This is a genomic window from Streptomyces sp. NPDC027672 (genome assembly GCF_055566335.1).
Genome location: NZ_JBVHSO010000007.1, coordinates 1 through 25220 on the forward strand (window position 1 = coordinate 1; position 25220 = coordinate 25220).

The window sequence follows — 25220 nt, forward strand, 5'->3', positions numbered from 1 at the left end:
GCGGTGGTGAGGGCCTTCTTCGGGGAAGCGATGCGACGGATGAAGGAGACGGACACGAAAGAACCTCTTGCCTCGGGGACGGGGGATCGCCGGCATGGGACGGGCCACACGCTGTGGCCGCATGCGTCGGCGCCGCGGCCCGCTGTGGGCTCGTGGCGCCTGGCGACGTCATTCAGATAAGCAGCCCCGGCAGCTGTCCGCAATGACCCCCTTTACTAGTGGTGGCCGGATCCGCCGGAAAAGCCGAGTGTGTGGCGTGGGTCTCAATCCCCAGGTCAGCAAGGGTGCACCCGAGGGCGAACCGGGCAAATGGGTCTACGGCCCGGAATCGTAGGTGACGTGCGTCATGTGGGCCTCTTCACCGTCCCGCTCACCCGGCGCGGGCGAGGTGTCACCGTGCGGGACCGTCGAAAGTGACCGCGGTCTCGAAAGCGGCCCGCCGGGTGGCCCGGCGCAGCGCCCGCAGCACCGCCGGACCGAGCGCCACGGTCAGCACCACCGTGCAGACGGCCCGGCCCAGGTCCCAGCCGAGCGAGGTGGCCAGGCAGTACGCGAGGAAACGGGCCAGGTTGGCGGCGACCGGCGCCCCGGCGTCGAAGGAGATCCCGGAGGCGCCCGGCCCCAGGAAGGGCCAGCCGGCCAGGTTCATCACCGTGCCGTAGGCGAAGGCGGCCAGGAAGCCGTAGCAGGCGAGCATCAGCAGCTCGGCCCGGCCGCGCAGCCGCACCGGACCCGGCAGCAGGCCCGCGCCCATCGTGAACCAGCCCATGGCCAGCATCTGGAACGGCAGCCACGGCCCGACCCCGCCCGTGAGCAGCGCGGAGGCGAACATCGTCACCGAGCCCAGCGTGAAGCCGAAGCCCGGCCCGAGCACCCGTCCGCTCAGCACCATCAGGAAGAACATCGGCTCCAGGCCCGCCGTCCCCGCGCCGATCGGCCGCAGCGCCGCGCCCGTCGCCGCCAGCACGCCCAGCATGGCCACGGCCTTCGGTCCGAGGTCCGACTCCGAGATGGTCGCCGCGACCACCGCCACCAGCAGCCCCAGCAGGCCCGCGAAGAGCCACGGTGCGTCCTGGGCGTGGGCGCTGATCCGCGATCCGGGCGGGGCGAGGAACGGCCAGCCGAAGGCGGCCACCCCCACCGCGCCGGTCAGCGCCAGCGCGGCCAGCGAGCGCGGGCCGAGCCGGACGGCGTGCGGCCGGGCGGGCCGCCGGGGTGCGCGGAGCGGCGTGTCACGGGGCGTGGGGCCGGGGGCGCGGGTCATGCCAGGGCCTCGCGGACCTCGGACACGGTCAGCCAGCGCTGCGGCGCCAGGATCTTCGTCACCTGCGGTGCGAAGGACGGCGAGGACACCACGATCTCGGCCGTCGGACCGTCGGCGATCACCTCGCCCTCGGCGAGCAGCACCACCCGGTGGGCCAGCTCGGCTGCCAGCTCCACGTCGTGCGTGGCCAGCACGATCGCGTGGCCCCGTGCCGCCAGGTCGCGCACCACACCGACCAGGCGGGCCTTGGCCGCGTAGTCCAGGCCGCGGGTCGGCTCGTCCAGCAGGAGCAGCGGCGGGCGGGCCGTGAGGACCACGGCCAGCGCGAGCACCAGGCACTGGCCCTCGGACAGGTCGCGCGGATGCGTGGTGTCGGTGATGTCCGGCAGCAGCGTGCGGACCAGGGCCCGGCAGGTGCCGGGCGCGGCGCCCGCGTCCTGGTCGGCCGCGGCGCACTCGGCGGCGACCGTGTCCGCGTACAGCAGGTCGCGCGGGTCCTGCGGCACCAGGCCGACCTGGCGTATCAGGTCGCGGGGCGCGGTGCGGTGCGGGGCGGTACCGCCGACGGTGACGGTTCCGGCGTCGGGCGCGAGCAGGCCGACGAGGGAGCCGAGCAGGGTCGACTTGCCCGCGCCGTTGCGGCCCATCAGCGCGATCGTCTCGCCGGGCGACACGGTCAGGTCCACCTGCCGCAGGGCGTGGACCTGGTCACGGCGGACGGACAGCGAGCGGACCTCGGCCAGCGGGCGCGTCCCGGCGGGCGGCGCGGTGCCCGGGGCGGGGGAGGAGGCGCGGCGGCGGAAGCGGAAGCGGCGGGCCGGAGCGGCGGCGGGCGCGGCGCCGGGCGCGGTGCCGAGGGCGGGACCGTCCGCGGCCGTGTGCGAGCCGTCGCGCGGGGCCGGGACCGTGTGCGAGTCCTCCCGCCGGGCCGGGGCCGTGTGCGCGAGGCGTTCTCTCAGCTCCCCGGCGCGGCGGCGGGCGTCGCGGACGGTCAGCGGCAGCGGCGACCAGCCGGCCAGCCGGCCCAGCGCGATCACCGGCGGGTACACCGGGGAGACGGCCATCACCTCGGACGGCGTGCCGGTGACCGGCGCGGCGCCCGGCGCGGGCAGCAGCACGACCCGGTCGGCGTACTGGATCACCCGCTCCAGCCGGTGTTCGGCCAGCAGCACCGTCGTGCCGAGGTCGTGCACCAGCCGTTGCAGCACGGCCAGCACCTCCTCCGCGGCGGCCGGGTCCAGCGCCGAGGTCGGCTCGTCCAGGACCAGGACGCGCGGGTGCGGGGTGAGGACCGAGCCGATCGCGACCCGCTGCCGCTGTCCGCCCGAGAGCGTGGCGATCGGACGGTCCCGCAGCGCGGCCAGCCCCAGCAGGTCCAGCGTCTCCTCCACCCGGCGCCGCATCACCTCCGGGGCGAGCCCCAGCGACTCCATGCCGTAGGCGAGTTCGTCCTCCACGGTGTCCGTCACGAAGTGCGCCTGCGGGTCCTGCCCCACCGTGCCGACCACGTCCGCGAGATCGCGCGGCCGATGGGTGCGGGTGTCCCGGCCGGCCACCGTCACCCGTCCGCGCAGCGTGCCGCCCGTGAAGTGCGGGACCAGTCCGCTGACCGCGCCCAGCACGGTCGACTTGCCCACCCCGGACGGACCGGCGAGCAGCACGAGTTCACCTTCGGGCACCTCGAAGTCCACACCGGCGACGGTGGGCCCGGCGGCGCCCTCGTAGGTCACGCTGACTTCCTCGAAGCGGATCACGAGGGCTCCTTGGACACGAACCGGGGGGCGGGGCGGGGCGTAGGGGCTTTCCGGGCGGGGCCGGGCACGGGCCGGGGCACGGACGCGGGTACGGGCGCGGGGCCGGTCCGCGGGCCGGGCGGCCTCGGGACGGCGAACGCGGGCAGCAGGGCGAGCAGCACGGCCGCGGCGGGCCAGAGCGGGAGCGTCGGGGCGACGAGCGGTACGACGCCGGGGTGCAGCGCCTGCGGGTCCTGCGCGGAGGCCAGCGTCAGCAGCCCGGCCACCGCGGCACCCGAGCCCGCGACCAGCCAGGCCCGAGCGTCCCAGGGGTCCGGCCGGTACCGGGTCCGCAGCGAACGCCGGCCGCCCAGCCGCAGCCCCGCGAGCGCGGCGACGACCCCGGCGAGCAGCACGGGCAGCCCGTACGCGCCGCCCTCGGCCGTCAGCAGCCCGTACGTGCCCGCGCACACGCCCAGCAGCCCGCCCAGCGTGAGCGCGGCCGTCGTACGGCGGACGGACGCGGGGACCTCGGCGGTACGGCCGTAGCCGCGCGCCTCCATCGCGGCGGCGAGCGCCACCGACCGCTCCAACGCGCCCTCCAGCACCGGCAGTCCGACCTGGAGCAGGCCCCGCACCCCCCGGTCGGGGCGGCCGCGCAGCCGGCGGGCCGCGCGCAGCCGCCGCACGTCGGCGATCAGGTGCGGCGCGAAGGTGAGGGCGACGACCACGGCCACGCCCGTCTCGTACAGGGCGCCCGGCAGGGATTTCAGCAGCCGGGTGGGGCTCGCCAGGGCGTTCGCGGCGCCCACGCAGACGAGGAGGGTGGCCAGCTTCAGACCGTCGTAGGCCGCGAACAGGACCGCCTCGGCGGTCACCCGGCCGCCCAGCCGGATGCCCTGCGCCCAGTGCGGCAGCGGGACTTCGGGCAGGGTGAGCAGGGTGTGCGTGCCCGGGATCGGGGAGCCGAGGGCCACCGCGAACAGAACGCGGACGACGACCACGGCGAGCGCGATCCGGACGAACGCGCCGTAGGAGCGGGCCCAGGGCGCGGCGGAGCGGTGCGTCGCCACGACGTAGCCGGCGGCGGCGGTGAGGAGGGCCAGCAGGAGCGGGTTGGTGGTGCGGGTGGCGGCGGTGCCGAGCGAGAGCGCCCACAGCCACCAGGCACCGGGGTGCACGGTCGCCCACCGGGAACGCCCCGGCCCGGCCGGACGCACCGGCTCGCGCGCGTGCTCCTGTCCCGGCTCAGCCGGACGCACGGACCCGCGCGCGTGCCCCTGTCCCGGCTCAGCCGGACGCATCGCGCCGCCGCCTGGCCTGCCACGCCGCCGCGGCCGCCAGGGCGGCCACCGCCGCCGCGCCGACCGGCAGCCCCAGCGACGGCCCGCCGTCACCACCGCCGTCACCGCCGCCGGCCGGCCCGTCCGTCCGCCGTGCCTGCCCCGACACCTGCTCGCCGCACCCCTGCGCCGGATACCCGGCGATCGCGCACAGCAGGGCGTTGGTGTCGTAGCGCAGCGGCTTGGCCACGGCGGCGAGCGCGTCCGCGCTCGTCGCGTCGGGCGCCACCCGCGCGCACGCCGTCCGCCGGTCCGGCGGTGTCTCGCCGGACGGCGCGTCCGCGCGCGTGCCGAAGTCCAGGACCAGCGCCACCCGTTTCGTCCCCGGCCGCGCGGGCGTGTCCGCGCAGAGGGTGCCGAAGTCCGCCGTGCCGCGCGGCCGGGCCGCGTCCGCCGAGTCCGCGCTCACCGCGAACCGGAAGCCCTGGACCGCTCCGTCGCCGGGCCGGGCGGACGCCGGGCCCTGCGTGGCGTACGTCCAGTGGCCGCCGGTGCGCTCCCAGAAGGACCAGTAGCGGTAGCCGGTGGCGCCGGCCGGCCCGGCGGAGCCGAGCAGCAGCAGCGCGGCGGCGAGCAGCGGCACGGCACGGCGGACGGCGGTCACGCGCCGCGCTTCTTCCGGCCGCTGAGCAGGAAGCCGATGCCGATGCCGGCGACGAGGCAGACACCGACGAACCACCACACGCCGGCCTTGGAGTCCTTCTTCTCGTCCCGCGCGGCCGGGTCGTGCCCGCCGGCCTCCATGTGCGGGGCCGGGCCCAGCGCGTTCAGGGAGGCGACCAGACTGGTGCCGCCGAAGTCGCCCGGCTGCTCGCGCAGCGCGTGCGCGGCGAGGATCAGCTGCGCGTACGCGGCCGGGCCGCTGCGCTCCGCCCACGGGCCGGCGTTCTTCTCCAGCCAGGCGTACGCCGTGCGGGCCGGTCCGCCGCGGCCGTCCGCGGCGAGCGCGACGACCGCGTCCGCGGTGTTGCCGAAGTCGGGCTGGTCCTTGGCGCCGGGCAGCGTGGAGGTGAGGTGGCCGGACGTGCCGACGGCCGCCGCCAGATAGGCACCGGCGTTGTCGGCGACCTGCCGCCGGGTGGGACGGTCCGCCCCGCTGCAGCCGTCCCGCTCCGGGGCCTTGCCGGTCCCGGCCACGAAGCCCTTGCCGAGCGCGCCCAGCAGGCCGGCCGCCGTGGCGTCCGCGTTGGGCGTCAGCTCGCCCTTCTCGTCCGGCTGGAAGGCGAGGGCGCCGCCGCCGTCCCGGCCGCACGGCACGGACCAGGCGGGCAGCGCGTCGTACGGGGACTTGCCGGAGACCCGGACGGACGCCGGGTCGGTGCCGGCCGCGGCGAGCGCGCCGATGACGACGGAGGTGGAGTTGGCGTCGCTCGGGTCGCCCGGGTAGTAGCTCCAGCCGCCGTCCTTGTTCTGCACGGACTTCAGCCATCCCACGGCCTTCTCCACGGCGCCGCCGTGCCCGCCGGTCGCGGCCAGGGCCTGGACGGCGGCGGCCGTGCTGTTGGTGTCCGGCTTGAGCTTGGCGTCGCAGGGCTTGTCCGGGGCGGCCCGGTAGGCGGCGAAGGCGCCGTTCGCGCACTGCTGGCCGGTGAGCCAGTCCACGGCGGGGGCGGCGGGCCGGTAGCCGAGGGTGCGCTGCGCGACCAGCGTCAGCGACTGCCGCCACACACCGTCGTACGTCGGGTCGCCCTTGCCGTACAGCCCCGACGGGACCGTCGCCTTGGGGGACGGGGACGGGCCGGCGGCCGTGGCGGGCGCGGCGGCGGCCAGCACGCCTACGGCGGCGAGAGCCGCGGCACTGCGGCGGACGTTCATGGTCGGCGACTGCCTCTCCTGCGGGGAGCCGGGCGGCGCACGGGGATCCCCCGGGCGGCTCGGCTCCGTCAACCTCGACGGTGCCGTGCGCGGCGGACCGCCGGCGCACGCGAGCCGGTCAACGCCCCGCCCGGGAGCGTTCCGGGACGTGAAACAGGGCAACGCCGGAATTGCACCGGCTTCCCCCCGTACGGGTGTGACGACCCCGCCACTTTACCGGCCGCCCTCGCGGGGTCCGGGGGCGGCCGTGGCCCCGGACCCGCGCGGGGGCTACGCCGCGGACCGGTCCGGCTCCGGGGTGACCGTCGCCGTCAGGTGGCGGGCCATGCGGCGCAGGGCCGCCTCGCACTCCGCGGCGCTCTCGCCGGTCGCCACCCAGTGGGCGAGGCGGTCGGTCAGGTCCGCGTGCGGGGCCGCCGTCACCGGGTCGCCCGTGCGGCGGGTGAGGACCATGCGTTCGGCGGCCGGGTCGTCCGCGGCGGCGGGGTCCAGCCGGAGGTGGGTGAGGCGGCCGGTCAGGGCCGGGTAGGCGAACTGGACGGCGGCGGCCCGCTGCCGGGTCGGGGTCACGTCGGGCAGCCCGCCGGTCGCCAGCACCGCGGCGGCCCCGGCCAGGTCGACACCGGTGGCCCGCTCCACCAGCAGCGGGATCAGATCGCCGGGCGGATGCGGGGCGACGCCCAGCACGCGCGGGCCGCGGGCGGTGAGCCGCAGGGTGAGGTGCGCGACCGTATGGGTGAGGCCGAGGGCGCGCACGGTCCGCTCCACGCACTGGCGCAGGAACCGGTTGTGCAGCAGCCCGTCGTGCGCGTGGACGCAGTGCCGCAGCGGGCGGCGGGCGGGCGCCGGCCCCGGCGTCGTCCGGGTGAGCGCCACGATGCGGACCTCGTCGTCCAGGACGACGGCCTCCACGGACACCGGCGGGCCCTGGGCCGCCTCGCCGTCCGCCGGTCCGGCCACCGGCACCCGGTGCCGCGCCAGCAGCGCCCGCAACGCGACGGGGTCGGCGCACACCGCGGCCGTCTCGTACGGCAGGCCCGGCACTCCCAGCCGGCCGGCGAGCCGCGCGGCCGGGAGCAGATGCTCCGCGGACCAGGTGAGCACACCGCCGACCGCGCGTCCGGCCGCGTACCGCAGCACCGCCTCGGCCGTCTGCTCCTCGCGCGCGGGGTCCGCCGCGAGATGACCGGTCAGATACGGCCGCGCCCAGGCGGGCGGGTCCGGGTCGACCAGCAGCACCGGACGGACCGCGGCGATCCGGGCCAGCGGGAACTCGCCGCAGACGTCGCGGCGGCCGGACCCGAGGAGAACGACGGGCAACGCCATGGATGGCCGGACCTTCCCCCGGGGGAAGGCGGTCGTCGAACACCCCGGGTGCCGCTCCCCCATCGGCGGCACCCGGGGCGGGTCGGATCTTGCTCTCCGTGCAGTGATCCTCACCCACCGCACCAGCAACTGTCAACGATAGCTGCGCAATTGGGCAGGGAGCCTTGTCACGTCTGGTCGCCGAACGGGCCGAGCGGGTAGCCTCGCGCCAGCCACCGCATGCAAGACGCGCCCAGGGGGGACCTCGGTGAGTGACGCCTACGCCGCGCTGGCCGAAGTCCTGGACCGGCTCGGCGAGCTGACGTGCAGGCCCGGCCGGCTGCCGGAGGCGCTCGACGTGGCCGGCCTGTCGTACCGCACCGGCATTCCCGTGGGCGTCGTGGTGGAACTGCTCTCCGGCGGCCGGGCCGCGGAGACCTGCCTCGCCGAACGCGTGCGCCGCCGCCTCGACTTCATCCGGGAGACCCGGCGCCGGCCGGACGGCAAGCGGTACTCGCTGGACGAGCTGGCCAGGATCGCCGGAACCAGCAGGCAGTGGCTGAGCGAGTGGCGCAAGAGCGGGATGCCGAGCCTGGAGCACGCCGACCGGCTGCGCCGGTTCTTCGGCCTGCCCGCGGGCTTCTTCACGGCCGACGAACCGGAGGCGCTGCACGCGGCCCTGCAACCGGTGCTGCAGGGCCTGGAGGCCGAGGCGGACCCGCTGCTGCGGCTGCGTGAGAGCGGTCTGATACGACTGGCCGCCCGTGCCCCGCAGATGAACGCCCGGCAGCTCGCCACCCTGGCCGACCTGGCCGAAATGATCATCGCCTCGGAACGGGCGGGGGACACCGGACGCACCTGAGCGGCGCGAGGTGTGGGGTCCCGCCCAGTGCTTTGAACGGTGCGACGCGCTGGGTGCTGCCGGGTGCTTTGTGCAGCGCGACGCGCCGGGTGCTCCCGGTGCCCCTTCTGGTGTGACGCGGGTCTCAGCCGGGGCGTGTCACGGGGGGCCGGGCTGTCTCGTCTCGGGTGTGAGCAATCGCTTCGAGGGGAGACCAGGATGAGGATTGTGGTGGTGGGCGCCGGGTACGCCGGGACGTTCGCGGCGAACCGGGCGGCCCGGAAGATCAAGGGCGCCGAGGTCACGGTGGTCAACGCGCGCCCGGAGTTCGTGGAGCGCATCCGGCTGCACCAGCAGGTCGCCGGCACGGCCGAGGCCGCGACCCCGCTCGACGCGATGCTGCGGCCCGGCATCGCCACGCGGATCGGCACCGTCGAGAAGGTCGGCGACGGCACGGTCCTCCTCGGCGACGGCGAGAGTATCGGCTACGACCGCCTGTTCCTGGCCGTGGGCAGCACGGTCCGGGCGCTTCCCGGCACCGTCCCGGTCGGCACCTGGGAAGGCGCCCGGCAGGCCCGGGCGGCACTCGCCGCGCTGCCCGCGGGGAGCACCGTCACCGTGGCCGGCGGCGGCCCGACCGGCCTGGAGACCGCGACCGAGGTGGCCGAGGCCCGGCCCGACCTGCGGGTGCGGATCGTCGCCCCGTCGGTCGCCGACTGCCTGTCGGGCGGCGCCCGGCGACGGGCGCTCGCCGCACTGGACCGGCTGCGGATCGAGGTCGTCGACGACGGCGTCGAGGAGGCCGCCGCGGGTGTGGTGCGGCTGCGCTCGGGCCGGGAGGCCGGCTCGGACCTGACGCTGTGGGCGATCGTGGCGGGCGTCCCCGACCTCGCCGCGCGCAGCGGCCTGGACGTGGACGCCGGCGGCCGGATCGTGGTCGACGCCTGCCTGCGCAGCGTCACCGACCCGCACGTCTTCGCCGTGGGCGACTGCGCGGGCGTGCCCGGCACCCGCTTCGGCTGCCAGACCGCCCATCCGCAGGCCAAGGCCGCGGTCGACGCCCTGGCCCGGCTGGAGCGGGGCCGCGCGCCCGAGCCGTACACCCCGCGCTACGTGGCCCGGTGCGTCAGCCTCGGGCGCGCGGACGCGGTGGCCCAGTTCACCCACCCCGACGACAGCCTCCGGGACGGCTACCTCGGGGGCGGCGCCGCGATGGCGTTCAAGAAGATCGTCTACGTCGGCACGAAGTACAGCACCCGCAAGGCGGTGGGTGCCTGACCGGGGCGGCCGGCGCCTGACCGGGGTGGCCGCGCTGACCGGTGCGGCCCGGGGCCTTCGTCCGGCATGAGGGCACGGAAAAACCTACGAGACGGGTTCCCTTCGCCGGTATGGTCCGGATCAGGTCCTGGGGGTCGTCGTCCGGCCTGACCACTGCCTTCCGACCTCTCAGCCCCACCGTCGCCGTCGGCCCGGGCGGACACCTGCGCGTCTCGCCTGAGTCGGCTACTCCGGTTGGACTCCCTCACTCGCCTCGTAGGCTGCTTTCAGGATACAACGGGCAAGGCGTGACGGAACCGCCCAATTCCCACCATTTGCCGACGCCTGTACGGGTGGTCACGCCCGGGGGGACGGTTCCGTCAGGTCGATCAGGCGGCACACCGTCTCGATGTCGACCTTCACCTGGGCGATGGAGGCGCGGCCGGACAGCCAGGTGATGAGGGCCGAGTGCCAGGTGTGCTCGATGACCCGGACCACGGAGAGCTGCTCGGGCGTGGGAGCGTCCAGGCCCATCGCGTCCAGGATGATCGCGGTGGTCTGCCGGGAGACCTGGTCGACCTCGGGCGAGACGCTGCGGTCGGCGAAGGTGAGGGCGCGGACCATCGCCTCGGCCAGGTGCGGTTCCCGCTGGAGGGCGCGGAAGGCGCGCATCAAGGTCTGGGCGACCCGCTCGGCGGCCGTGTCGCCCGCCGGCGGCTTCTTGCGCAGGGTGCCGTGCAGATGCTCCAACTGGTCCTGCATGGTGGCGACCAGCAGGTGCACCTTGGACGGGAAGTACCGGTACAGCGTGCCGAGGGCCACCTGCGAGGACTCGGCGACCTCGCGCATCTGCACGGCGTCGAACCCGCCCCGGCCGGCGAGCCGGGCGCTGGCGCGCAGGATCCTGCGGCGGCGGGCCTCCTGCCGCTCGGTGAGGGCCGGGACGGCCGGACGCGAGGAGCTGGCTTCCGCAGGCATGGATCCCCCGTGACGGTCGGTGAGGGCGTCCGCAGGGCTCGTGATCGGACAGCGGGACAGGGCCCGCGCGCCGTGGCGCGAATCACCTGATCCACTGCTCACAGCGCCCCTACCTGCCGGTAGATTCAGAGCCTCTCGAACGATCAAGTCTGAAACTTGTTCTAGATTAACGTCCCGTCGTAGTCTCGCGGGACAGTGCAGGCAGAAGGGGGCACGGAGTGACCGCTGAGGCCCGGGAAGCGGGTGCCGACCAGGAACCCGCGGCCGGTGGGGGCCCCTCCCGCCCGAGCGCAGCCGGGGGCGGGGGAGAGCGACCGCTCCACATCGCGCTCCTCACCTACAAGGGGAACCCGTTCTGCGGGGGCCAGGGTGTCTACGTACGGCACCTCTCGCGCGAGCTGGCCCGGCTCGGCCACCGGGTCGAGGTCATCGGCTCCCAGCCGTATCCGGTCCTGGACGAGGGCTACCCGAACCTCACCCTCACCGAGCTGCCCAGCCTCGACCTCTACCGCCAGCCCGACCCCTTCCGCACCCCCAGGCGGGACGAGTACCGGGACTGGACCGACGCCCTTGAGGTCGCCACGATGTGGACCGGCGGCTTCCCCGAGCCGCTGACCTTCTCGCTGCGCGCCCGCCGGCATCTGCGCGCCCGGCGCGGCGAGTTCGACGTCGTCCACGACAACCAGACCCTCGGCTACGGCCTGCTGGGGGACATCGGCGCGCCGCTGGTCACCACGGTCCACCACCCGATCACCGTCGACCGGCGGCTGGAGCTGGACGCGGCCGAGACCTGGCAGCGCCGCTACGCGGTCCGCCGCTGGTACGCCTTCACCCGTATGCAGAAGCGCGTCGCCCGCCGGCTGCCCTCGGTCCTCACCGTCTCCGGCAGCTCCCGGCAGGAGATCGTGGACCACCTCGGCGTCCGCGACGACCGCGTCCACGTCGTCCACATCGGCGCCGACACCGACCTGTTCGCGCCGGATCCCGCCGTCCCGCAGGTGCCGGGGAGGATCGTCACCACCTCCAGCGCGGACGTGCCGCTCAAGGGCCTGGTCTTCCTGGTGGAGGCGCTGGCCAAGGTGCGCGCCGAGCACCCGGCCGCCCACCTCGTCGTCGTCGGCAAGCGCCCGCAGGACGGCCCGGTCGCCCAGGCGATCGAGCGCTACGGCCTCGACGGCGCCGTCGACTTCGTCAAGGGCATCTCCGACGCCGAACTGGTCGACCTGATCCGCTCCGCCGAAGTCGCCTGCGTGCCCTCCCTCTACGAGGGCTTCTCGCTGCCCGCCGCCGAGGCCATGGCCACCGGCACCCCGCTGGTCGCCACCACCGGCGGCGCGATCCCCGAGGTCGCCGGCCGCGACGGCGAGACCTGCCTGGCCGTGCCGCCCGGCGACCCGGACGCGCTCGCCGCCGCGCTGAACCGGCTGCTGGCCGACCCGGAACTGCGGGTACGGCTCGGCCGGGCCGGCCGCGCACGGGTGCTGGCCAAGTTCACCTGGGCGCGCGCCGCGCAGGGGACCGTGGCCCGCTACCGCGAGGCCATCGCCCGCGCCGCGGGCCCCGGCGGCTCCCGCCCCCGGACCGGACCGCCCGCGGACACCTCCGCCGCGGCCCCGGTTCCCGGCCGCTCCGCGGCCGCAGCGAGCGTCGCGGCCCCGCCAGGCGTCGCGTCCGCGACCTCGACGAGTGACACCAGCGTCTCCTCCGAAAGCAGGGCCACGTGCTGACCGTCGACTTCTCCCGGTTCCCGCTCGCCCCGGGCGACCGCGTCCTGGACCTCGGCTGCGGGGCCGGCCGGCACGCCTTCGAGTGCTACCGGCGCGGCGCCCGGGTCGTGGCCCTGGACCAGAACGGCGAGGAGATCCGCGAGGTCGCCAAGTGGTTCGCGGCGATGAAGGAGGCCGGGGAGGCACCGGAGGGCGCCACCGCCACCGCCATGGAGGGCGACGCCCTCGCCCTGCCGTTCCCGGACGACTCCTTCGACGTCGTCATCATCTCCGAGGTGATGGAGCACATCCCGGACGACAAGGGTGTGCTCGCCGAGATGGTCCGCGTGCTCAGGCCGGGCGGGCGCATCGCCATCACCGTGCCGCGCTACGGCCCCGAGAAGGTCTGCTGGGCCCTGTCCGACGCCTACCACGAGGTCGAGGGCGGCCACATCCGCATCTACAAGGCCGACGAACTCGTCGCCAAGGTCCGCGAGGCGGGCCTGAGGCCGTACGGCAGCCATCACGCGCACGCCCTGCACGCGCCCTACTGGTGGCTGAAGTGCGCGTTCGGCGTCGACAACGACAAGGCGCTGCCGGTACGGGCGTACCACAAGCTGCTGGTCTGGGACATCATGAAGAAGCCGCTCGCCACCCGGCTCGCCGAGCAGGCGCTGAACCCGCTGATCGGCAAGAGCCTCGTCGTCTACGCCACCAAGCCGCACCTCCCGGCGCTGGGCGCAGAGGCGGACGCCACGTGACCACTCCCCGGACGGAACACCTGGTCCTGCCCGGGGTCCTCACCGAGGGGGAGGCCGCCGCGACCGTCCGCGGCATCCTCGCCGCCCAGCGGGAGGACGGCGCGATCCCGTGGTTCCGCGGACACCACCTGGACCCCTGGGACCACACCGAGGCCGCCATGGCCCTGGACGCGGCCGGCGAACACGAGGCCGCCGAGCGCGCCTACGCCTGGCTCGCCCGGCACCAGAACCAGGACGGCTCCTGGTACGCCGCCTACGCCGACGGCGCCCACGACCACGTCACCGACCGCGCCCGCGAGTCCAACTTCGTCGCCTACATAGCCGTCGGCGTCTGGCACCACTACCTCTCCACGGGCGACGACACCTTCCTGGACCGGATGTGGCCGGCCGTCTACGCGGCCGTCGAGTGGGTGCTGCGGCTCCAGCAGCCCGGCGGACAGATCGGCTGGCGCCGCGAGGACGACGGCACGCCCACCGCCGACGCCCTGCTGACCGGCAGTTCCTCCGTCCACCACGCGCTGCGCTGCGCGCTCGCGATCGCCGAGCAGCGTGAGGAACCGCAGCCGGACTGGGAGCTGGCCGCCGGGGCGCTGCGGCACGCGATCCGCCGGCACCCCGAGCGCTTCCTCGACAAGGACCGCTACTCGATGGACTGGTACTACCCGGTCCTCGGCGGCGCCCTGACCGGGGCGGAGGCCAAGGCCCGCATCGAGGCCGGCTGGGACCGGTTCGTCGTACCCGGCCTCGGCGTGCGCTGCGTGGTCCCGAACCCCTGGGTGACCGGCGGCGAGTCCAGCGAACTCGCGCTCGCCCTCTGGGCGGTGGGCGAGTCCGACCGGGCCCTGGAGATCCTCCAGTCCATCCAGCACCTGCGCGATCCCGAGTCCGGCCTGTACTGGACGGGCTACGTCTTCGGGGACGACGTGGTCTGGCCCCGCGAGCTGACCACCTGGACGGCGGGCTCCCTGCTGCTGGCCGTGGCCGCGCTGGGCGGCCACGAGGCCACCTGCGCGGTGTTCGGCGGCGAGCACCTGCCGGCCGGCCTGGACCCGGACTGCTGCGGCTGAGCCGTCGCCGGCACGGCTAGGGCCCGTCGCTCAACGTTAGCCTGCCGCTCAGTGCCGGTGCAGGCGGTTGGCTATCGCGTGGCCGGCGAACAGATAGACCACGGCGGCCAGGCCGTAGCCGGCCACCACGCGGGCCCACGCCTCGTCGAAGGTGAAGAGGTCGTGCGACCACCCGGCCAGCCAGGAGGCCGCGTCGTGCACGAACTGGACCAGGCTGTTGGCCCGGTTCGCGTCCAGCAGGTACATCAGGATCCACAGGCCGAGGATCAGCGCCATGATGTCGGCGACGACCGCGACGACCGTGCCGGCCTGGTTCGCACCGTTGCGATATCGAGGGGACATACCTGTCGGATTGCCGGGCGGCGGGCCGTGAAACCCCGGAGAGAACCCGGACGGAGCCCGGAAACGCCCCCGACACGCCCCCGACGGAGACCCGGACGCGAACCGGGAACCGGACGTGCACCCGGACGTGCATGGGGCCTCGGACGGCGTCCCCCGAGTGGCGCGTCCCGCCGTCCCGGGGGAGGCTGCCGGAGGAAAACAGACCGCTCGGGGAGGACACGTCCGGAGGACCTCGTGCCCGTACCGATACGGCGCCTCTTCGTGGCGCTCACCTTGTGCTGCGCCCTGGTGGCCGGTGCCACCGCCTGCGGAGGCAGCGAGAAGAGCAGTACGAAGGACACCGCGGCGGCCCAGGCCAAACCCGCCGTCGACGAACCCAGCCCGTCCACGTCCGCCGAACGCCAGAAGTTCGCCAAGACCCGGTTCGTGGCGAACGCGGGACTCGCCGCCGGCGCGACCTACCAGTGGATCGTCAAGCCCTGGAAGGCGGGCAAGTTCAAGAAGGGCGCCAAGGGCCGCAAGCTGGCCCTGGTCAAGGCCGCCGCCGCCGGCGCCTTCGCCTACAACCGGCTCAAGGCGGCCCAGAAGAACGCCCAGGGCGATCCCACGCTCGCCAAGGCGATCGCGCCGCTCGGCGCCGGCATCGACGCCCTGAAGAACCTGTCGGGCAAGCTGCGCAGCGGCGACGAGGGCGCGGCGGGCGCGTTCGACGACATCATCAACAACGTCAAGGACGCGGGCAAGAGCGCCGGCGCCCCGGTCCGTGAGCAGGTGCCCTCGGCCGCCGAACTGGCCAAGGGCTGACACCCTCTCACCCACAGGTGGGAAGAAGGCCGTACGACAACGGCCCCTCGCCCGGGAGGGCGAGGGGCCGCTGCGGCGGTCTGCGCGGGGTCAGCCGCGCTGGATGCCGGAGGTGTCCTGGAGCACACCGCGGCGGCCGTCCTGGGTCTGCGCGACCAGCGCGGCACCGCGCTGCTCGACGGCCAGGTACCAGGTGCCCGGCGCCAGTTCGGCGATCGGGTTCGGCGAACCGTCCTCCGCGAACAGCGGACGGGTCACCGGCACGGCGAACCAGAACGGCGAGAAGTCCGCGGCCGGCGGCTGGGCCGCCGGGGCGCCCGGCGCGGCCGGAGCACCCGGACCGGCCGGCGGCTGCTGCCCGTACGGCTGGCCCGGCTGCGGCTGGGCACCGTACGGCTGCTGCGGCTGGGCGCCCGGGTAGCCGTAACCGCCGGGCGGCTGGGCGCCGTAGGGCTGCGGGGCCACCGGCTTGGGGGCCGGGACCAGGGCGGCCTGGAGGGCGGGGACGAGAGGAGTGGCGATGGCGGCGGCGGCCACGGCGAGAGCGGCGATGAACCCGAGGATCAGTCCGGCGCCGGCGTCCACGCCGTCCAGGTCGATGAGCGTCCACAGCAGCGACCAGGCCACCAGGATCGCGAACGCGGTGCCGACGGCGGACAGGTCGAGCCCGGCGACCTTGCGCGGCTGCGGCAGGCAGCGGTTGACGACGATGAGGACGGCACCGATCACCGCGCCCATGTAGAGGCCCAGGCCCGTGCCCAGGTTGTCCCACGCGCTCCGGCTGAGGTCGCCGCCGAAGCCTGAGTAGGTGTAGAAGTTGAGGAACGACGCGATGAACAGCACCACCGCTGCTCCGATCACCACGCCGTCGCCTCTAGTGAGGGAGCGGATATTCACTTCAGCAGGTCCTTCGTAGGTCGTCTCGTCGTCGGTAGACACTATCGTCCGCACGTTCGGACTGTCCGGCCGGTTACGCCCGCCGGTCAGGAAGCGCGCAGGAAACTCACGATTCCCTCAGAGATCCCCTGCGCCGCCCGCTGCCGCCAGGCGCCGCTGGTCAGCAGTGCCGCGTCCTTGCTATCGCGCATGTTGCCGCACTCGAGGAACACCTTGGGAACCGTTGACAGATTGAGACCACCGAGGTCGGTGCGCGTGACCAGACCTGTACCGCCGCCCAGGTAGTTGGACGGCGGCTCGTCCGTCCGGCGCCGGTAGCCGTCTGCGACGCGCACCCCGAGGTCGTGCGACGGCCCCACGATGGCGCGGGTGTCCGCGGCACCGGCGTGCACGGAACCCGGCAGGATGACGTGGAAGCCGCGGTCGCCCTCGGCGGAGCCGTCGGCGTGCAGGGAGATCGCCGCGTCCGCGTGCGCGGCGTTGCCGATCCGCGCCCGCTCGTCCACGCACGGCCCCCAGGCCGGGCCGTCCTCGTCACGGGTCAGCCGCACGGTCGCGCCCTGCCGCTCCAGCAGCGCGCGCAGCCGGTGCGCCAGGTCGAGCGTGAACCGGGCCTCGGTGTAACCGTCGTTGGTGGACGTCCCGGTGGTGTCGCACTCCTTGCTGTTCGTGCCGATGTCCACCGGCCGGCCGATCTCGGCCGGGTGCCGGAAGTTGCCCGGGTTGTGTCCCGGGTCGACGAGGACGACCCGGCCCCGCAGCGGCCCCGAGCCGCCCGGCCGGCCGGAGGACGGACCGGACGCCTTGCCGTCGCCGTCCGGGGAGGCGGCCTTGGCACCGCCGGGGGCGGGTGACACCGTCGCGGTGCGCGAGGCCGGCGCGGACGCGGCCGCGCCGCCGTCGCCCACCGCCTCGTACGCCGCCCAGCCGAGCAGCGCACCGGGCACCAGCGCGGCGAGCGCCACGGTCAACGGCCCGCGCCGGGGCCGGCGGGGCTGCGGGGAATCGGAATCCGGGCCTGTGTACGACACGTCTGCCACCTTAAAGGCCGCTCACGTGCTCCGCAGATCGGCTGAACCCTCCATCCGTTCCGCTGTGCAGGCGATGCGCACACCCCCGTCCACACAGTGCCGGCCGGGTTCAGGGAGAGGCCGAGCGGCCAGCGGCGAAGGGGGCTGTCGGACCTGCACGTTACCTTGAGCGGATGACCCACGGAGAGAGCAAGATCGAGAGCATCAGGCCGCAGCGGTTCCACGAGAGCGCCGGCGTGGAGGACTGGCGTGTCGTGGGCGAGGGCGCGTGTGCGTATTTCCGCACCGGGTCGTTCGCGGTCGGCGCCCGGTTCGTGCAGGCGATCAGTGAGATCCCGGGAGCCGGGGACGATCATCCGGACGTCGACGTGAGGCAGGAGGGCGTGATCGTACGGCTGATCACGGTCACGGACGACTACTACGGGCTGACCGAACGGCACATCGAGCTGGCCCGGCGGATCTCGGCGGTGGCCCGCGCGCTGGACGTACCGGCCGAGCCGTCCGCCGTGCAGACCGTCCAGGTCACCATCGACGCCCTCGCAGGGACCGACGTGGTGGCGTTCTGGCGTGCCCTGCTCGGCTACCAGGACCGTGCGAACAGCGGCGAGGACCTGATAGACCCGCGCCGTCGTGGAGCACCGTTCTACTTCCAGCAGATGGACGCACCGCGCCCGCAGCGCAACCGGGTCCACGTCGACGTGTGGGTGCCGTACGACCAGGCCGAGGCCCGGATAGCCGCAGCGCTCGCGGCCGGTGGCCGCCTGGTCAACGACGCCGACGCGCCGTCGAACTGGGTATTGGCCGACCCCGAGGGCAACGAGGCGTGCGTCGGCGTGGCCGGCCCACCCGAGCCGGCCACCGACCGCCCGTGAACGCAGTGCGGAGACGCTCTGTCTGCCCGCAGCCTGCCCAACGGCAGCCTCAACCCGGACAGCCCGCTCACCCTGGATCTCCAGGTGGACGGGAACACGGTCACGGGCACCCGGACGGAGCAGACCGCAGGCAGCGGCTACTACCAGGGCGCCCGTTACTTCGACGCGCTCCAGATGCTGGCCGAGCCGACCGGCCGGCGTATGGCCGGGAAGTGGGTCGGCTTCGGCCGTGAGTTCGACGTGAACACCGGCCCATGGGAGTTGCGTCTCCAGGACACGTCCACGGACAAGGCGACGCTCGCGCGGTACAACCGGCCGCCCGAGCAACAGCAGTGAGGAGCCACGGGTGACCCGGGCCCCTCACACCAGGTTCGGCGCGACGATGCCGGGGGCGTACACCCTCACCCTCGATGCCGTGCTCTCACCGCGCCCTCAGATCCCCGCCCCCGTACGCCGCAGCACGCGCAGCGAACCGGTGACGGAGACCTCCGTGAACGCCCCGGAGCCGAGGGCCCGCAGGTAGATCCGGTACGGTGCCTGGCCCGTGAACTCGTCCTCCGGGTGCGGGAAGACGTCGTGGATGACCAGCAGCCCGCCCTCGGCCACGTGCGGCGCCCAGCCGTCGTAGTCGGCGCCCGCGTGCTCGTCGGTGTGGCCGCCGTCGACGAACACCAGCCCGAGCGGGCGGTTCCAGAGTGCCGCGATCCGCGGGGAGCGGCCGACGAGGGCGATCACGTGCTCCTCCAGGCCCGCCCGGTGCAGGGTGCGCCGGAACAGCGGCAGCGTGTCCATCACCCCGAGCGCGGGATCGACGGTCTCCGGGTCGTGATAGTCCCAGCCCGGCTGCTGCTCCTCGCTGCCCCGGTGGTGGTCGACGGTCAGCGCCGTGACCCCGGCCGTGCGGGCGGCGTCCGCGAGCAGGATCGTGGAGCGCCCGCAGTAGGTGCCGACCTCCAGCAGCGGCAGCCCGAGCCGGCCCGCCTCCACCGCCGCCGCGTACAGCGCCAGCCCTTCGTCCACGGGCATGAACCCCTTGGCCGCCTCGAACGCGGCCAGGATCTCGGGCTGGGGTACGGCGGGCATGTCACGCCTTTCGGTCGTACGGCTGTGCGGACGCCGCCCATGCTGCCGCACCCCCGGCCACGGAGGTGACCAGGGGTGCGTTCGGTGCCCTGTGCAGGGCGTGCGGAGCGGTGCGGCCGCGGGCCGGGCTAGGCGTTCACCGCCTCGCCGGGCAGCGAGAGGTCCAGATCGACGGCCCGCTCGGCGCCGGGATGCGTGACGGAGGAGGCCAGCGGCCCGTGTCCGGCGGCCCTCGCGGCCAGCACGTACGCCCCCTCGGCCGGCACCGGCAGGACATAGCCGCCGTCCTCGCCGGTGACGGTGGCACCCGCCTGCCGCCCGCGCCGGTCGATCAGCGTGACCTTGGCCCGCGCCACCGGGGCGCCGTCGGCGCCGAGCACCCGGCCCTTGAAGCCCCGCAGCACCTCCTCGGCCCGCGCCAGCGAGGCGTCCTCCTCGCTGCTGGCCCGGAGCTGCGTGTGCTGCGCGGCCGGGCGCGGGGACTTCGGCAGGAACACCGCGAGCAGCAGGCCGACGGCCACCGCGGCGGTGGCGATCAGGAAGGAGACCCGGAAGCCGTGCATGGTCGGGACCGCGACCCCGCCCACGTGGTGCGCGGTGTTGGCCAGCACCATGCCGACGACGGCGCTCGACACCGAGGTGCCGATGGACCGCATCAGGGTGTTCAGGCCGTTGGCCGCGCCGGTCTCGGAGGCCGGGACCGCGCCGACGATCAGGGCGGGCAGCGAGGAGTAGGCGAGACCGATGCCGGCGCCGAGGATCACGGAGGTGACGACCGTCTGCCAGGCCGCGTCCATCAGGCCGAGACCGCCGCCGTAGCCGATCGCGATGATCAGCAGACCGCTGATCAGGGTGACCTTCGGGCCGTACCGGGCGGACAGGCGCGCGTACACCGGCGCGGTGAACATCATCGTCAGGCCCAGCGGGGCCACGCACAGGCCCGCGACGACCATCGACTGGCCGAGGCCGTACCCGGTGGCGGTGGGCAGCTGGAGCAGCTGGGGCAGGACGAGCGAGACGACGTAGAACGCCACGCCGACCATGATCGACGCGAGGTTGGTGAAGAGGACGGCCGGGCGCGCGGTGGTGCGCAGGTCGACCAGCGGCGCCTTGGCGCGCAGCTCGAACAGGCCCCACAGCACGAGGACGACGACGGCCGCGGCGAACAGACCGAGCGTGGTGCCAGAGGACCAGCCCCAGTCGCTGCCCTTGGTGATGGGCAGCAGGAGCAGCACCAGACCGGCGGACAGGCCGAGCGCGCCGAGCAGGTCGAAGGTGCCCTTGGCGCGCATCGGGGACTCGGGCACGACCAGCAGGGTGAGGACGATGGCGAGCACGCCGAGGCCGGCGGCGCCGTAGAACAGGGTGTGCCAGTCGCTGTGCTGGGCGATCAGGGCCGCGGCGGGCAGGGCGAGGCCGCCGCCGACGCCGATCGAGGAACTCATCAGGGCCATCGCCGAGCCGAGCCGCTCACGCGGCAGCATGTCCCGCATCAGGCCGATGCCCAGCGGTATCGCGCCCATGGCGAAGCCTTGCAGGGTGCGTCCCGCGATCATGACGAGGAGCTGGCTGGTGAGCGCGCTGACCAGGGCACCGGCCACCATCACGGCGAGGCTCAGCACGAGCATGCGGCGCTTGCCGTACAGGTCGCCGAGCCGGCCCATGATCGGGGTGGCCACGGCGCCGGACAACAGGGTGGAGGTGAGGACCCAGGTGGCGTTGCTGGGCGCGGTGTCCAGCAGCTGCGGCAGGTCCTTGATGACCGGCACGAGCAGCGTCTGCATCACCGCGACGACGATGCCCGCGAAGGCGAGCACCGGGACCACCGCGCCGCCCGCTGTCCGGGTGGGCTGGTCGGTCGTCGTGTCTGTCATGGAGTGAGGCCTTCCACGTGTCATAAGTACCGGGTAAACCTCGTATGCACAGGCAACTATTCCGTTGCTTCGAGCCTCTAACGAATTCTTGACCGTTTCATGGGTTTCTGAGCCATCGTCACCGGCCAAGGGCCTCGCGGTCCCGGGGAAGAAGTGGCGCCGGTCCGGCGGAGGGGGCAACGGTCCGGGCGGTTCATGGACTCCTTTAGACATCTAGGAGGTGCCCATGGGGGACGGGAAGCAGACTCGGGACGAGGAGTTCCAGAGTTTCGTGGTCGGCCGCTGGCCACGGTTGATGCGTACGGCATTTCTCCTCACGGGGGAGCAGCATGCCGCCGAGGACCTGGTCCAGTCGACGCTCGAACAGGTCTATGTGGCCTGGCGCCGGGTCGGCGGCGCCGACGACCCCGAGGCGTATGTACGGCGCGTGATGATCAACGCGCACGCGCGCAAACACCGCAGAAGGCTCCGCGAGTTCCTGGCGCCGAAGGACGACTCCGGACTGGTGCGCGAGGTGGCGGACACGGGGGACCGGATCGCCCAGGCCGACGACCGCGGCGCCCTGCTCAAGGCGCTCGCGCAACTGCCCGTGCGCCAGCGGGAGGCGGTGGTCCTGCGGTACTGGGAGGACCTGACGGAGACACAGACGGCGGAGGCGATGGGCTGCTCGGTCGGCACGGTGAAGAGCAACGCGGCCAAGGGGATCGCGAAACTCCGCGCCATACCGGCACTGGCCGACACGGTGACGCACGGAGGGCGGAAGTGATGAGCGCGGACCGGGAGAACCACGACATGGCACAGACGGACATCGCCCTCCTGCTCGCCGAGGCGGCGGACGAGGTGGAGATCGGTATAGCCCCCGTCCAGGCGGTCGTCCGCGGCGGCCGGCGGCGCAGGACGCGGCGCTGGGCGGTGACGGCGGCCACGGCCCTGGCGCTGACGGGCTCGACGGGCGTGACGCTGGCCCTCGCCGGGCTGCCCGCGAGCCACCACGCCGCCCGGGTGGCACCCGCGGCCACCCGCCCGGCGTCACCGCAGGAGCGGCATGTGTACGCCCCGCAGCGCACGGAACTGGGCCGCGGGGTGTACCGGGGCACGCAGTGGCGGGTGGAAGTGCAGGTGTGGGGCGCGGCCGCGGACAGACAGGAGGCCGGGCGGCAGTACGACGCGATGGCCCGGCTGGGCATCGAACCGGCGGTCGACGAGCCGGCCGGTCTGGTCGGCAAGCTGTCCTACTTCGTCACCCGCGTCTGGGGAGACCACCGCCCGCAGCAGGTCATGTTCGACACGGTGCGGAGCTGGGACCACATGGCGGGCGGTGACCTGAACGCGATCGCCACCCGGCTGGGCTCGACGCCCGAGAGTTCCGGACGGCTGGTCATCGGACGGGTCGCCAGGACCGCCACCCAGGTCAAGTGCGTCTGGAACGACGGCGACACCCTGGTGACCACCACGGAGGGCGCCGCCGGCTCCCCGGTGAACTGGTTCCTCTGCGTGGCACCGGAGGGGAAGAGCTATCGGGAGGCGGAGGTGATCCAGTAGCGCGGAGACGATCCGGGGTGAGGGATGAGGGGTGAGGGGTGAGAGCTGAGCGGTGAGGGGTGACGGGTGGTGTGTCCGCCGGACGCGCGGTCGCAACGGCCGCCGTCACCGGCGCCCGGGGCCGGCCGTCCGTGCCGTCGCCGGGTGTCCGGGGCCGACCGCCTGCGCTGTCGCCGGGTGTCCGCGGCCGGCCGCCCTCGTCGTCGGGCGTTCGCTCACAGCCAGCCCTGCTGCCGGGCCTCCCGTACCGCCTCGCTCCGGTTGCGGGTGCCGGTCTTGCCGATCGCGGAGGAGAGGTAGTTGCGGATGGTGGACTCCGACAGCCGGAGCCGCAGGGCGATATCGGCGACGGTCGCTCCGTCCACCGACGCCCTGAGCACCTCGCACTCGCGGGCCGTCAGCGGGTTCGGCCCGGCGCTGAGCGCGGCGGCGGCCAGTACCGGATCGACCACGGTCTGACCGGCGAGCACCCGCCGGATCGCCGCGGCCAGCTCCTCCACCGGCCCGTCCTTGACGAGGAAGCCGGCCGCACCGGCCTCCATGGCCCGGCGCAGATAGCCGGGCCGGCCGAAGGTGGTGAGGATCAGCACCCGGCAGCCGGGCGCCCGTACCCGCAGCTCGGCCGCCGCGTCCAGGCCGCTCATGCCCGGCAGTTCGATGTCCAGCAGGGCCACGTCCGGCCGGTGCGCGAGCACGGCGTCCACGATGCCGTCACCCGTGCCCAGCTGGGCCACGACCTCGATGTCCTCCTCCATGCCGAGCAGCAGGGCGAGGGCGCCGCGCATCATGCCCTGGTCCTCGGCGAGCAGCACCCGGACACACTCGGCGGACCGCTGCTCCCGGGACGTCTCGCTCATGGGCTCAGCGTACGGCGGCGGGCGAAGCGGCGGGGCCACGCTGAAGCCGCGGGGCCGCGCGCACCGGGACCGGGTCTGTCCTGCCGCGCCGGACCGCGCCGGCTCCGGCAGCGCCAAGCGCTGGACGGCCGGGGCCTCCGGGCGGCCGGCCGGACCCGGCACTGGACGCCGGGACCGGCGTCACCCGGCAGCCGTCACCTCGTGGCCGTCAGCTCCTCGGCGCCAACCGGCAGGACGGCGACGACCGTGAAGCCGCCGCGTGGCGACGGACCGGCCGTGAGCGAACCGCCCGCCGCCGCGAGGCGCTCGGTGAGCCCTTTCAGCCCGGTACCGCCGATACCGGCGCCCGCGCCCAATCCCATGCCCGCGCCCGCACCGATCCCGGCGCCCGCGTCAGTCCCGGCGCCCGCGCCCGCAGCCGGACCCGCGCCCACACCGATCCCGGCACCAGCACCAGTACCAGCACCAGCACCGGCACCCGCGCCCGTCCCGGCACCCGCCTCCGGTCTCGCCCCGTTGTCCGTGACCGTCAGGCTGACCTGTTCGGTGGTTCCCTCCACGGTGATCTCGCAGCGCGTCGCGTGGCTGTGGCGGACGACGTTGGTGACGGCCTCGCGCACCACCCAGCCGAGCAGGGCCTCGGCCTGCGGGTCGAGCGGCGTGCCCGACTGGCGGACCACCGGCTGCACGCTCGCCGCCGACAGTGCCGACCGGGCCCGGGTCAGCTCGGTGGCCAGGCTGCCTTCGCGGTAGCCGGTCACCGCCTCGCGGATCTCGGTGAGCGCCTGCCGGCCGACCGACTCGATGTCCGAGATCTGCGCCAGCGCGGCCTCCAGGTCGCGGGAGGCCAGCCGGCGGGCCGCCTCCGACTTCACCACGACCACCGACAGCGTGTGTCCGAGCAGGTCGTGCAGATCACGGGAGAAGCGCAGCCGCTCCTTCTCCACCGCGCGCCGGGCCAGCTCCTCGCGGGCGGCCCGCAGCTCCCGGACGGCCTCGGACAGGCCGAGAATCGCGGCGGTCACCATGCTGGACAGGAAGGTGGCGTAGGCGATGCTGGTCGCCTCGTCCCAGCCGGCCCGCAGCCAGGAGACGGCTCCCGCGTACAGCGTGAGGAGCAGTCCGGCCCGGCCCAGCCACCGGCCGCGCAGGGTGGCGCCGGTGGCGAGGCCGAGCAGCGGGAAGAACATCAGCCAGTTGCCGCCGTAGCCGAGGGCGAGGGCGGTGGTGACCAGACCGAGCAGGCCCAGGGCCACCCGGTTGGAGGCCGACTCCCGCTTGGCCCGGTCGAAGGCGCGGAAGGTGACGTGGACGTAGAGGGAGTTGAAGGCGAGCATCCCCAGGCCGCCGATCCACGGGTTCGGGGTCTCGCCCTTGAGCAGATTGGAGAAGGCGCCCATGCCCAGCAGCAGCCAGGGCAGCAGGGTGAAGCCGGTGGGCGGCGGACCCGTCTGTCCGTCGGCGGCCGCCTTCCTCCGGCGCCGGGCGGCCGCCCACCCCGCGCCGAGACGGCCCGCCCCGGCCTGCGGTGCCCGCGGCGATTGCGGTGCCTGCGGTGTTCGAGGTGCCTGTGCCGTCTGCGGGCTCCGGGGGGTCTGCCGTGTCCCCGATTCCGTGGGTCCGGTCCCTGTCCGGCACCGTCTGCCCCGCCACCTTGTCATCTGTTTCCCCCGGTCGAACGCTCTCCGCCGCGCGGCGGTAGGACGCACAGCGTATGGACCGAGGGTAAGGAAGCGGACATGGCCGCGGGCAGACACGGATGTACGGACCCGGGCAGGACAAATGTCCTGCCCGCGCCCGCCGTCCCCTGACGCCGGGCCGCGTCGTACGCCTTCACCGGCACGGGAG

23 protein-coding genes and 1 pseudogene are annotated in these 25220 nt (G+C 74.5%); 10 read left to right on the plus strand and 14 right to left on the minus strand.

Going from position 1 to position 25220, the window contains the following annotated elements:
- Positions 1-391: 391 nt before the first annotated feature.
- The 6 genes from ACZ4SV_RS17985 to ACZ4SV_RS18010 form a co-directional block, all read right to left on the minus strand.
- Positions 392-1264 carry an ECF transporter S component gene (locus ACZ4SV_RS17985; RefSeq protein ID WP_397943305.1) on the minus strand — a complete coding sequence of 291 codons (873 nt, stop codon included), beginning with the start codon at positions 1262-1264 and terminating at the stop codon, positions 392-394.
- Positions 1261-3018 carry an ABC transporter ATP-binding protein gene (locus ACZ4SV_RS17990; protein ID WP_468005359.1) on the minus strand — a complete coding sequence of 586 codons (1758 nt, stop codon included), beginning with the start codon at positions 3016-3018 and terminating at the stop codon, positions 1261-1263. The genes ACZ4SV_RS17985 and ACZ4SV_RS17990 overlap by 4 nt, the downstream gene beginning before the upstream one ends.
- On the minus strand, positions 3015-4301 hold the full coding sequence (locus ACZ4SV_RS17995) for a CbiQ family ECF transporter T component (RefSeq protein WP_468005361.1): 1287 nt from the start codon (positions 4299-4301) through the stop codon (positions 3015-3017). Before ACZ4SV_RS17995 ends, ACZ4SV_RS17990 begins: the two co-directional genes overlap by 4 nt.
- On the minus strand, positions 4288-4944 hold the full coding sequence (locus tag ACZ4SV_RS18000) for an SCO2322 family protein (protein ID WP_468005363.1): 657 nt from the start codon (positions 4942-4944) through the stop codon (positions 4288-4290). The genes ACZ4SV_RS17995 and ACZ4SV_RS18000 overlap by 14 nt, the downstream gene beginning before the upstream one ends.
- Complete coding sequence (locus ACZ4SV_RS18005; protein ID WP_397943309.1) at positions 4941-6155, minus strand: prenyltransferase/squalene oxidase repeat-containing protein; 1215 nt, start codon at positions 6153-6155, stop codon at positions 4941-4943. The genes ACZ4SV_RS18000 and ACZ4SV_RS18005 overlap by 4 nt, the downstream gene beginning before the upstream one ends.
- A 270-nt stretch (positions 6156-6425) precedes the next feature.
- Complete coding sequence (locus ACZ4SV_RS18010) at positions 6426-7481, minus strand: hypothetical protein (protein ID WP_468005365.1); 1056 nt, start codon at positions 7479-7481, stop codon at positions 6426-6428.
- A 247-nt stretch (positions 7482-7728) separates the two neighbouring features.
- On the opposite strand from ACZ4SV_RS18010, the gene ACZ4SV_RS18015 reads away from it, so the two are divergent.
- Positions 7729-8322, plus strand: coding sequence for a helix-turn-helix transcriptional regulator (locus ACZ4SV_RS18015; protein WP_365876275.1), 594 nt, complete (start codon positions 7729-7731; stop codon positions 8320-8322).
- Positions 8323-8520: 198 nt separating this feature from the next.
- Positions 8521-9579, plus strand: coding sequence for an NAD(P)/FAD-dependent oxidoreductase (locus tag ACZ4SV_RS18020; RefSeq protein WP_468005367.1), 1059 nt, complete (start codon positions 8521-8523; stop codon positions 9577-9579).
- 336 nt (positions 9580-9915) lie between these two features.
- Here ACZ4SV_RS18020 and ACZ4SV_RS18025 read toward each other — a convergent pair whose 3' ends face one another.
- Positions 9916-10536, minus strand: a complete 621-nt coding sequence (locus ACZ4SV_RS18025) for a TetR family transcriptional regulator (RefSeq protein WP_397943313.1) — start codon at positions 10534-10536, stop codon at positions 9916-9918.
- A 218-nt stretch (positions 10537-10754) separates the two neighbouring features.
- Here ACZ4SV_RS18025 and ACZ4SV_RS18030 point away from each other — a divergent pair, with 218 nt between their 5' ends.
- From ACZ4SV_RS18030 to ACZ4SV_RS18040, 3 genes are read left to right on the plus strand one after another with little or no spacing between them, the layout of a single operon-like run.
- Complete coding sequence (locus ACZ4SV_RS18030; protein ID WP_468005369.1) at positions 10755-12263, plus strand: glycosyltransferase family 4 protein; 1509 nt, start codon at positions 10755-10757, stop codon at positions 12261-12263.
- Entirely contained in the window at positions 12257-13003 is a 747-nt protein-coding gene (locus ACZ4SV_RS18035; protein WP_397943316.1) for a class I SAM-dependent methyltransferase, read from the plus strand. Before ACZ4SV_RS18030 ends, ACZ4SV_RS18035 begins: the two co-directional genes overlap by 7 nt.
- Positions 13000-14070, plus strand: a complete 1071-nt coding sequence (locus ACZ4SV_RS18040; protein ID WP_468005372.1) for a prenyltransferase/squalene oxidase repeat-containing protein — start codon at positions 13000-13002, stop codon at positions 14068-14070. The genes ACZ4SV_RS18035 and ACZ4SV_RS18040 overlap by 4 nt, the downstream gene beginning before the upstream one ends.
- Positions 14071-14118: 48 nt before the next feature.
- Here ACZ4SV_RS18040 and ACZ4SV_RS18045 read toward each other — a convergent pair whose 3' ends face one another.
- Positions 14119-14412 (minus strand): hypothetical protein, encoded by a 294-nt coding sequence (locus tag ACZ4SV_RS18045; protein WP_365876287.1) that lies wholly within the window; start codon positions 14410-14412, stop codon positions 14119-14121.
- 234 nt (positions 14413-14646) lie between these two features.
- Here ACZ4SV_RS18045 and ACZ4SV_RS18050 point away from each other — a divergent pair, with 234 nt between their 5' ends.
- On the plus strand, positions 14647-15216 hold the full coding sequence (locus ACZ4SV_RS18050; RefSeq protein WP_397972800.1) for a hypothetical protein: 570 nt from the start codon (positions 14647-14649) through the stop codon (positions 15214-15216).
- A gap of 90 nt (positions 15217-15306) precedes the next feature.
- On the opposite strand, the gene ACZ4SV_RS18055 is transcribed toward ACZ4SV_RS18050, so the two are convergent.
- Positions 15307-16080: a hypothetical protein gene (locus ACZ4SV_RS18055; RefSeq protein WP_365876291.1), complete on the minus strand. Its 774-nt coding sequence runs from the start codon at positions 16078-16080 to the stop codon at positions 15307-15309.
- A gap of 119 nt (positions 16081-16199) precedes the next feature.
- Positions 16200-17144 (minus strand): N-acetylmuramoyl-L-alanine amidase, encoded by a 945-nt coding sequence (locus tag ACZ4SV_RS18060; RefSeq protein ID WP_468005374.1) that lies wholly within the window; start codon positions 17142-17144, stop codon positions 16200-16202.
- A gap of 173 nt (positions 17145-17317) precedes the next feature.
- Here ACZ4SV_RS18060 and ACZ4SV_RS18065 point away from each other — a divergent pair, with 173 nt between their 5' ends.
- Both ACZ4SV_RS18065 and ACZ4SV_RS18070 read left to right on the plus strand, forming a co-directional pair.
- Positions 17318-18016 (plus strand): VOC family protein, encoded by a 699-nt coding sequence (locus ACZ4SV_RS18065; protein WP_468005376.1) that lies wholly within the window; start codon positions 17318-17320, stop codon positions 18014-18016.
- Between the two features lie 18 nt (positions 18017-18034).
- Positions 18035-18352: pseudogene (locus ACZ4SV_RS18070) on the plus strand (XRE family transcriptional regulator); the annotation flags it as partial.
- Between the two features lie 96 nt (positions 18353-18448).
- Here the strand turns inward: ACZ4SV_RS18070 and ACZ4SV_RS18075 are convergent.
- Positions 18449-19099, minus strand: coding sequence for a class I SAM-dependent methyltransferase (locus tag ACZ4SV_RS18075; RefSeq protein ID WP_468005378.1), 651 nt, complete (start codon positions 19097-19099; stop codon positions 18449-18451).
- A 128-nt stretch (positions 19100-19227) separates the two neighbouring features.
- The gene (locus ACZ4SV_RS18080) at positions 19228-20973 is read right to left on the minus strand and encodes an MFS transporter (protein WP_365876297.1); all 1746 of its coding nucleotides are present in this window, start codon (positions 20971-20973) and stop codon (positions 19228-19230) included.
- Between the two features lie 226 nt (positions 20974-21199).
- Between ACZ4SV_RS18080 and ACZ4SV_RS18085 the strand changes: the two genes are divergently transcribed.
- Both ACZ4SV_RS18085 and ACZ4SV_RS18090 read left to right on the plus strand, forming a co-directional pair.
- On the plus strand, positions 21200-21739 hold the full coding sequence (locus tag ACZ4SV_RS18085; RefSeq protein WP_365876299.1) for a SigE family RNA polymerase sigma factor: 540 nt from the start codon (positions 21200-21202) through the stop codon (positions 21737-21739).
- Positions 21739-22515 carry a hypothetical protein gene (locus ACZ4SV_RS18090; RefSeq protein WP_468005381.1) on the plus strand — a complete coding sequence of 259 codons (777 nt, stop codon included), beginning with the start codon at positions 21739-21741 and terminating at the stop codon, positions 22513-22515. The genes ACZ4SV_RS18085 and ACZ4SV_RS18090 overlap by 1 nt, the downstream gene beginning before the upstream one ends.
- 215 nt (positions 22516-22730) lie before the next feature.
- Here ACZ4SV_RS18090 and ACZ4SV_RS18095 read toward each other — a convergent pair whose 3' ends face one another.
- Positions 22731-23372 carry a response regulator gene (locus tag ACZ4SV_RS18095; RefSeq protein ID WP_468005383.1) on the minus strand — a complete coding sequence of 214 codons (642 nt, stop codon included), beginning with the start codon at positions 23370-23372 and terminating at the stop codon, positions 22731-22733.
- Positions 23373-23566: 194 nt separating this feature from the next.
- The gene (locus tag ACZ4SV_RS18100; RefSeq protein ID WP_468005385.1) at positions 23567-25033 is read right to left on the minus strand and encodes a sensor histidine kinase; all 1467 of its coding nucleotides are present in this window, start codon (positions 25031-25033) and stop codon (positions 23567-23569) included.
- Positions 25034-25220 lie beyond the last annotated feature (187 nt).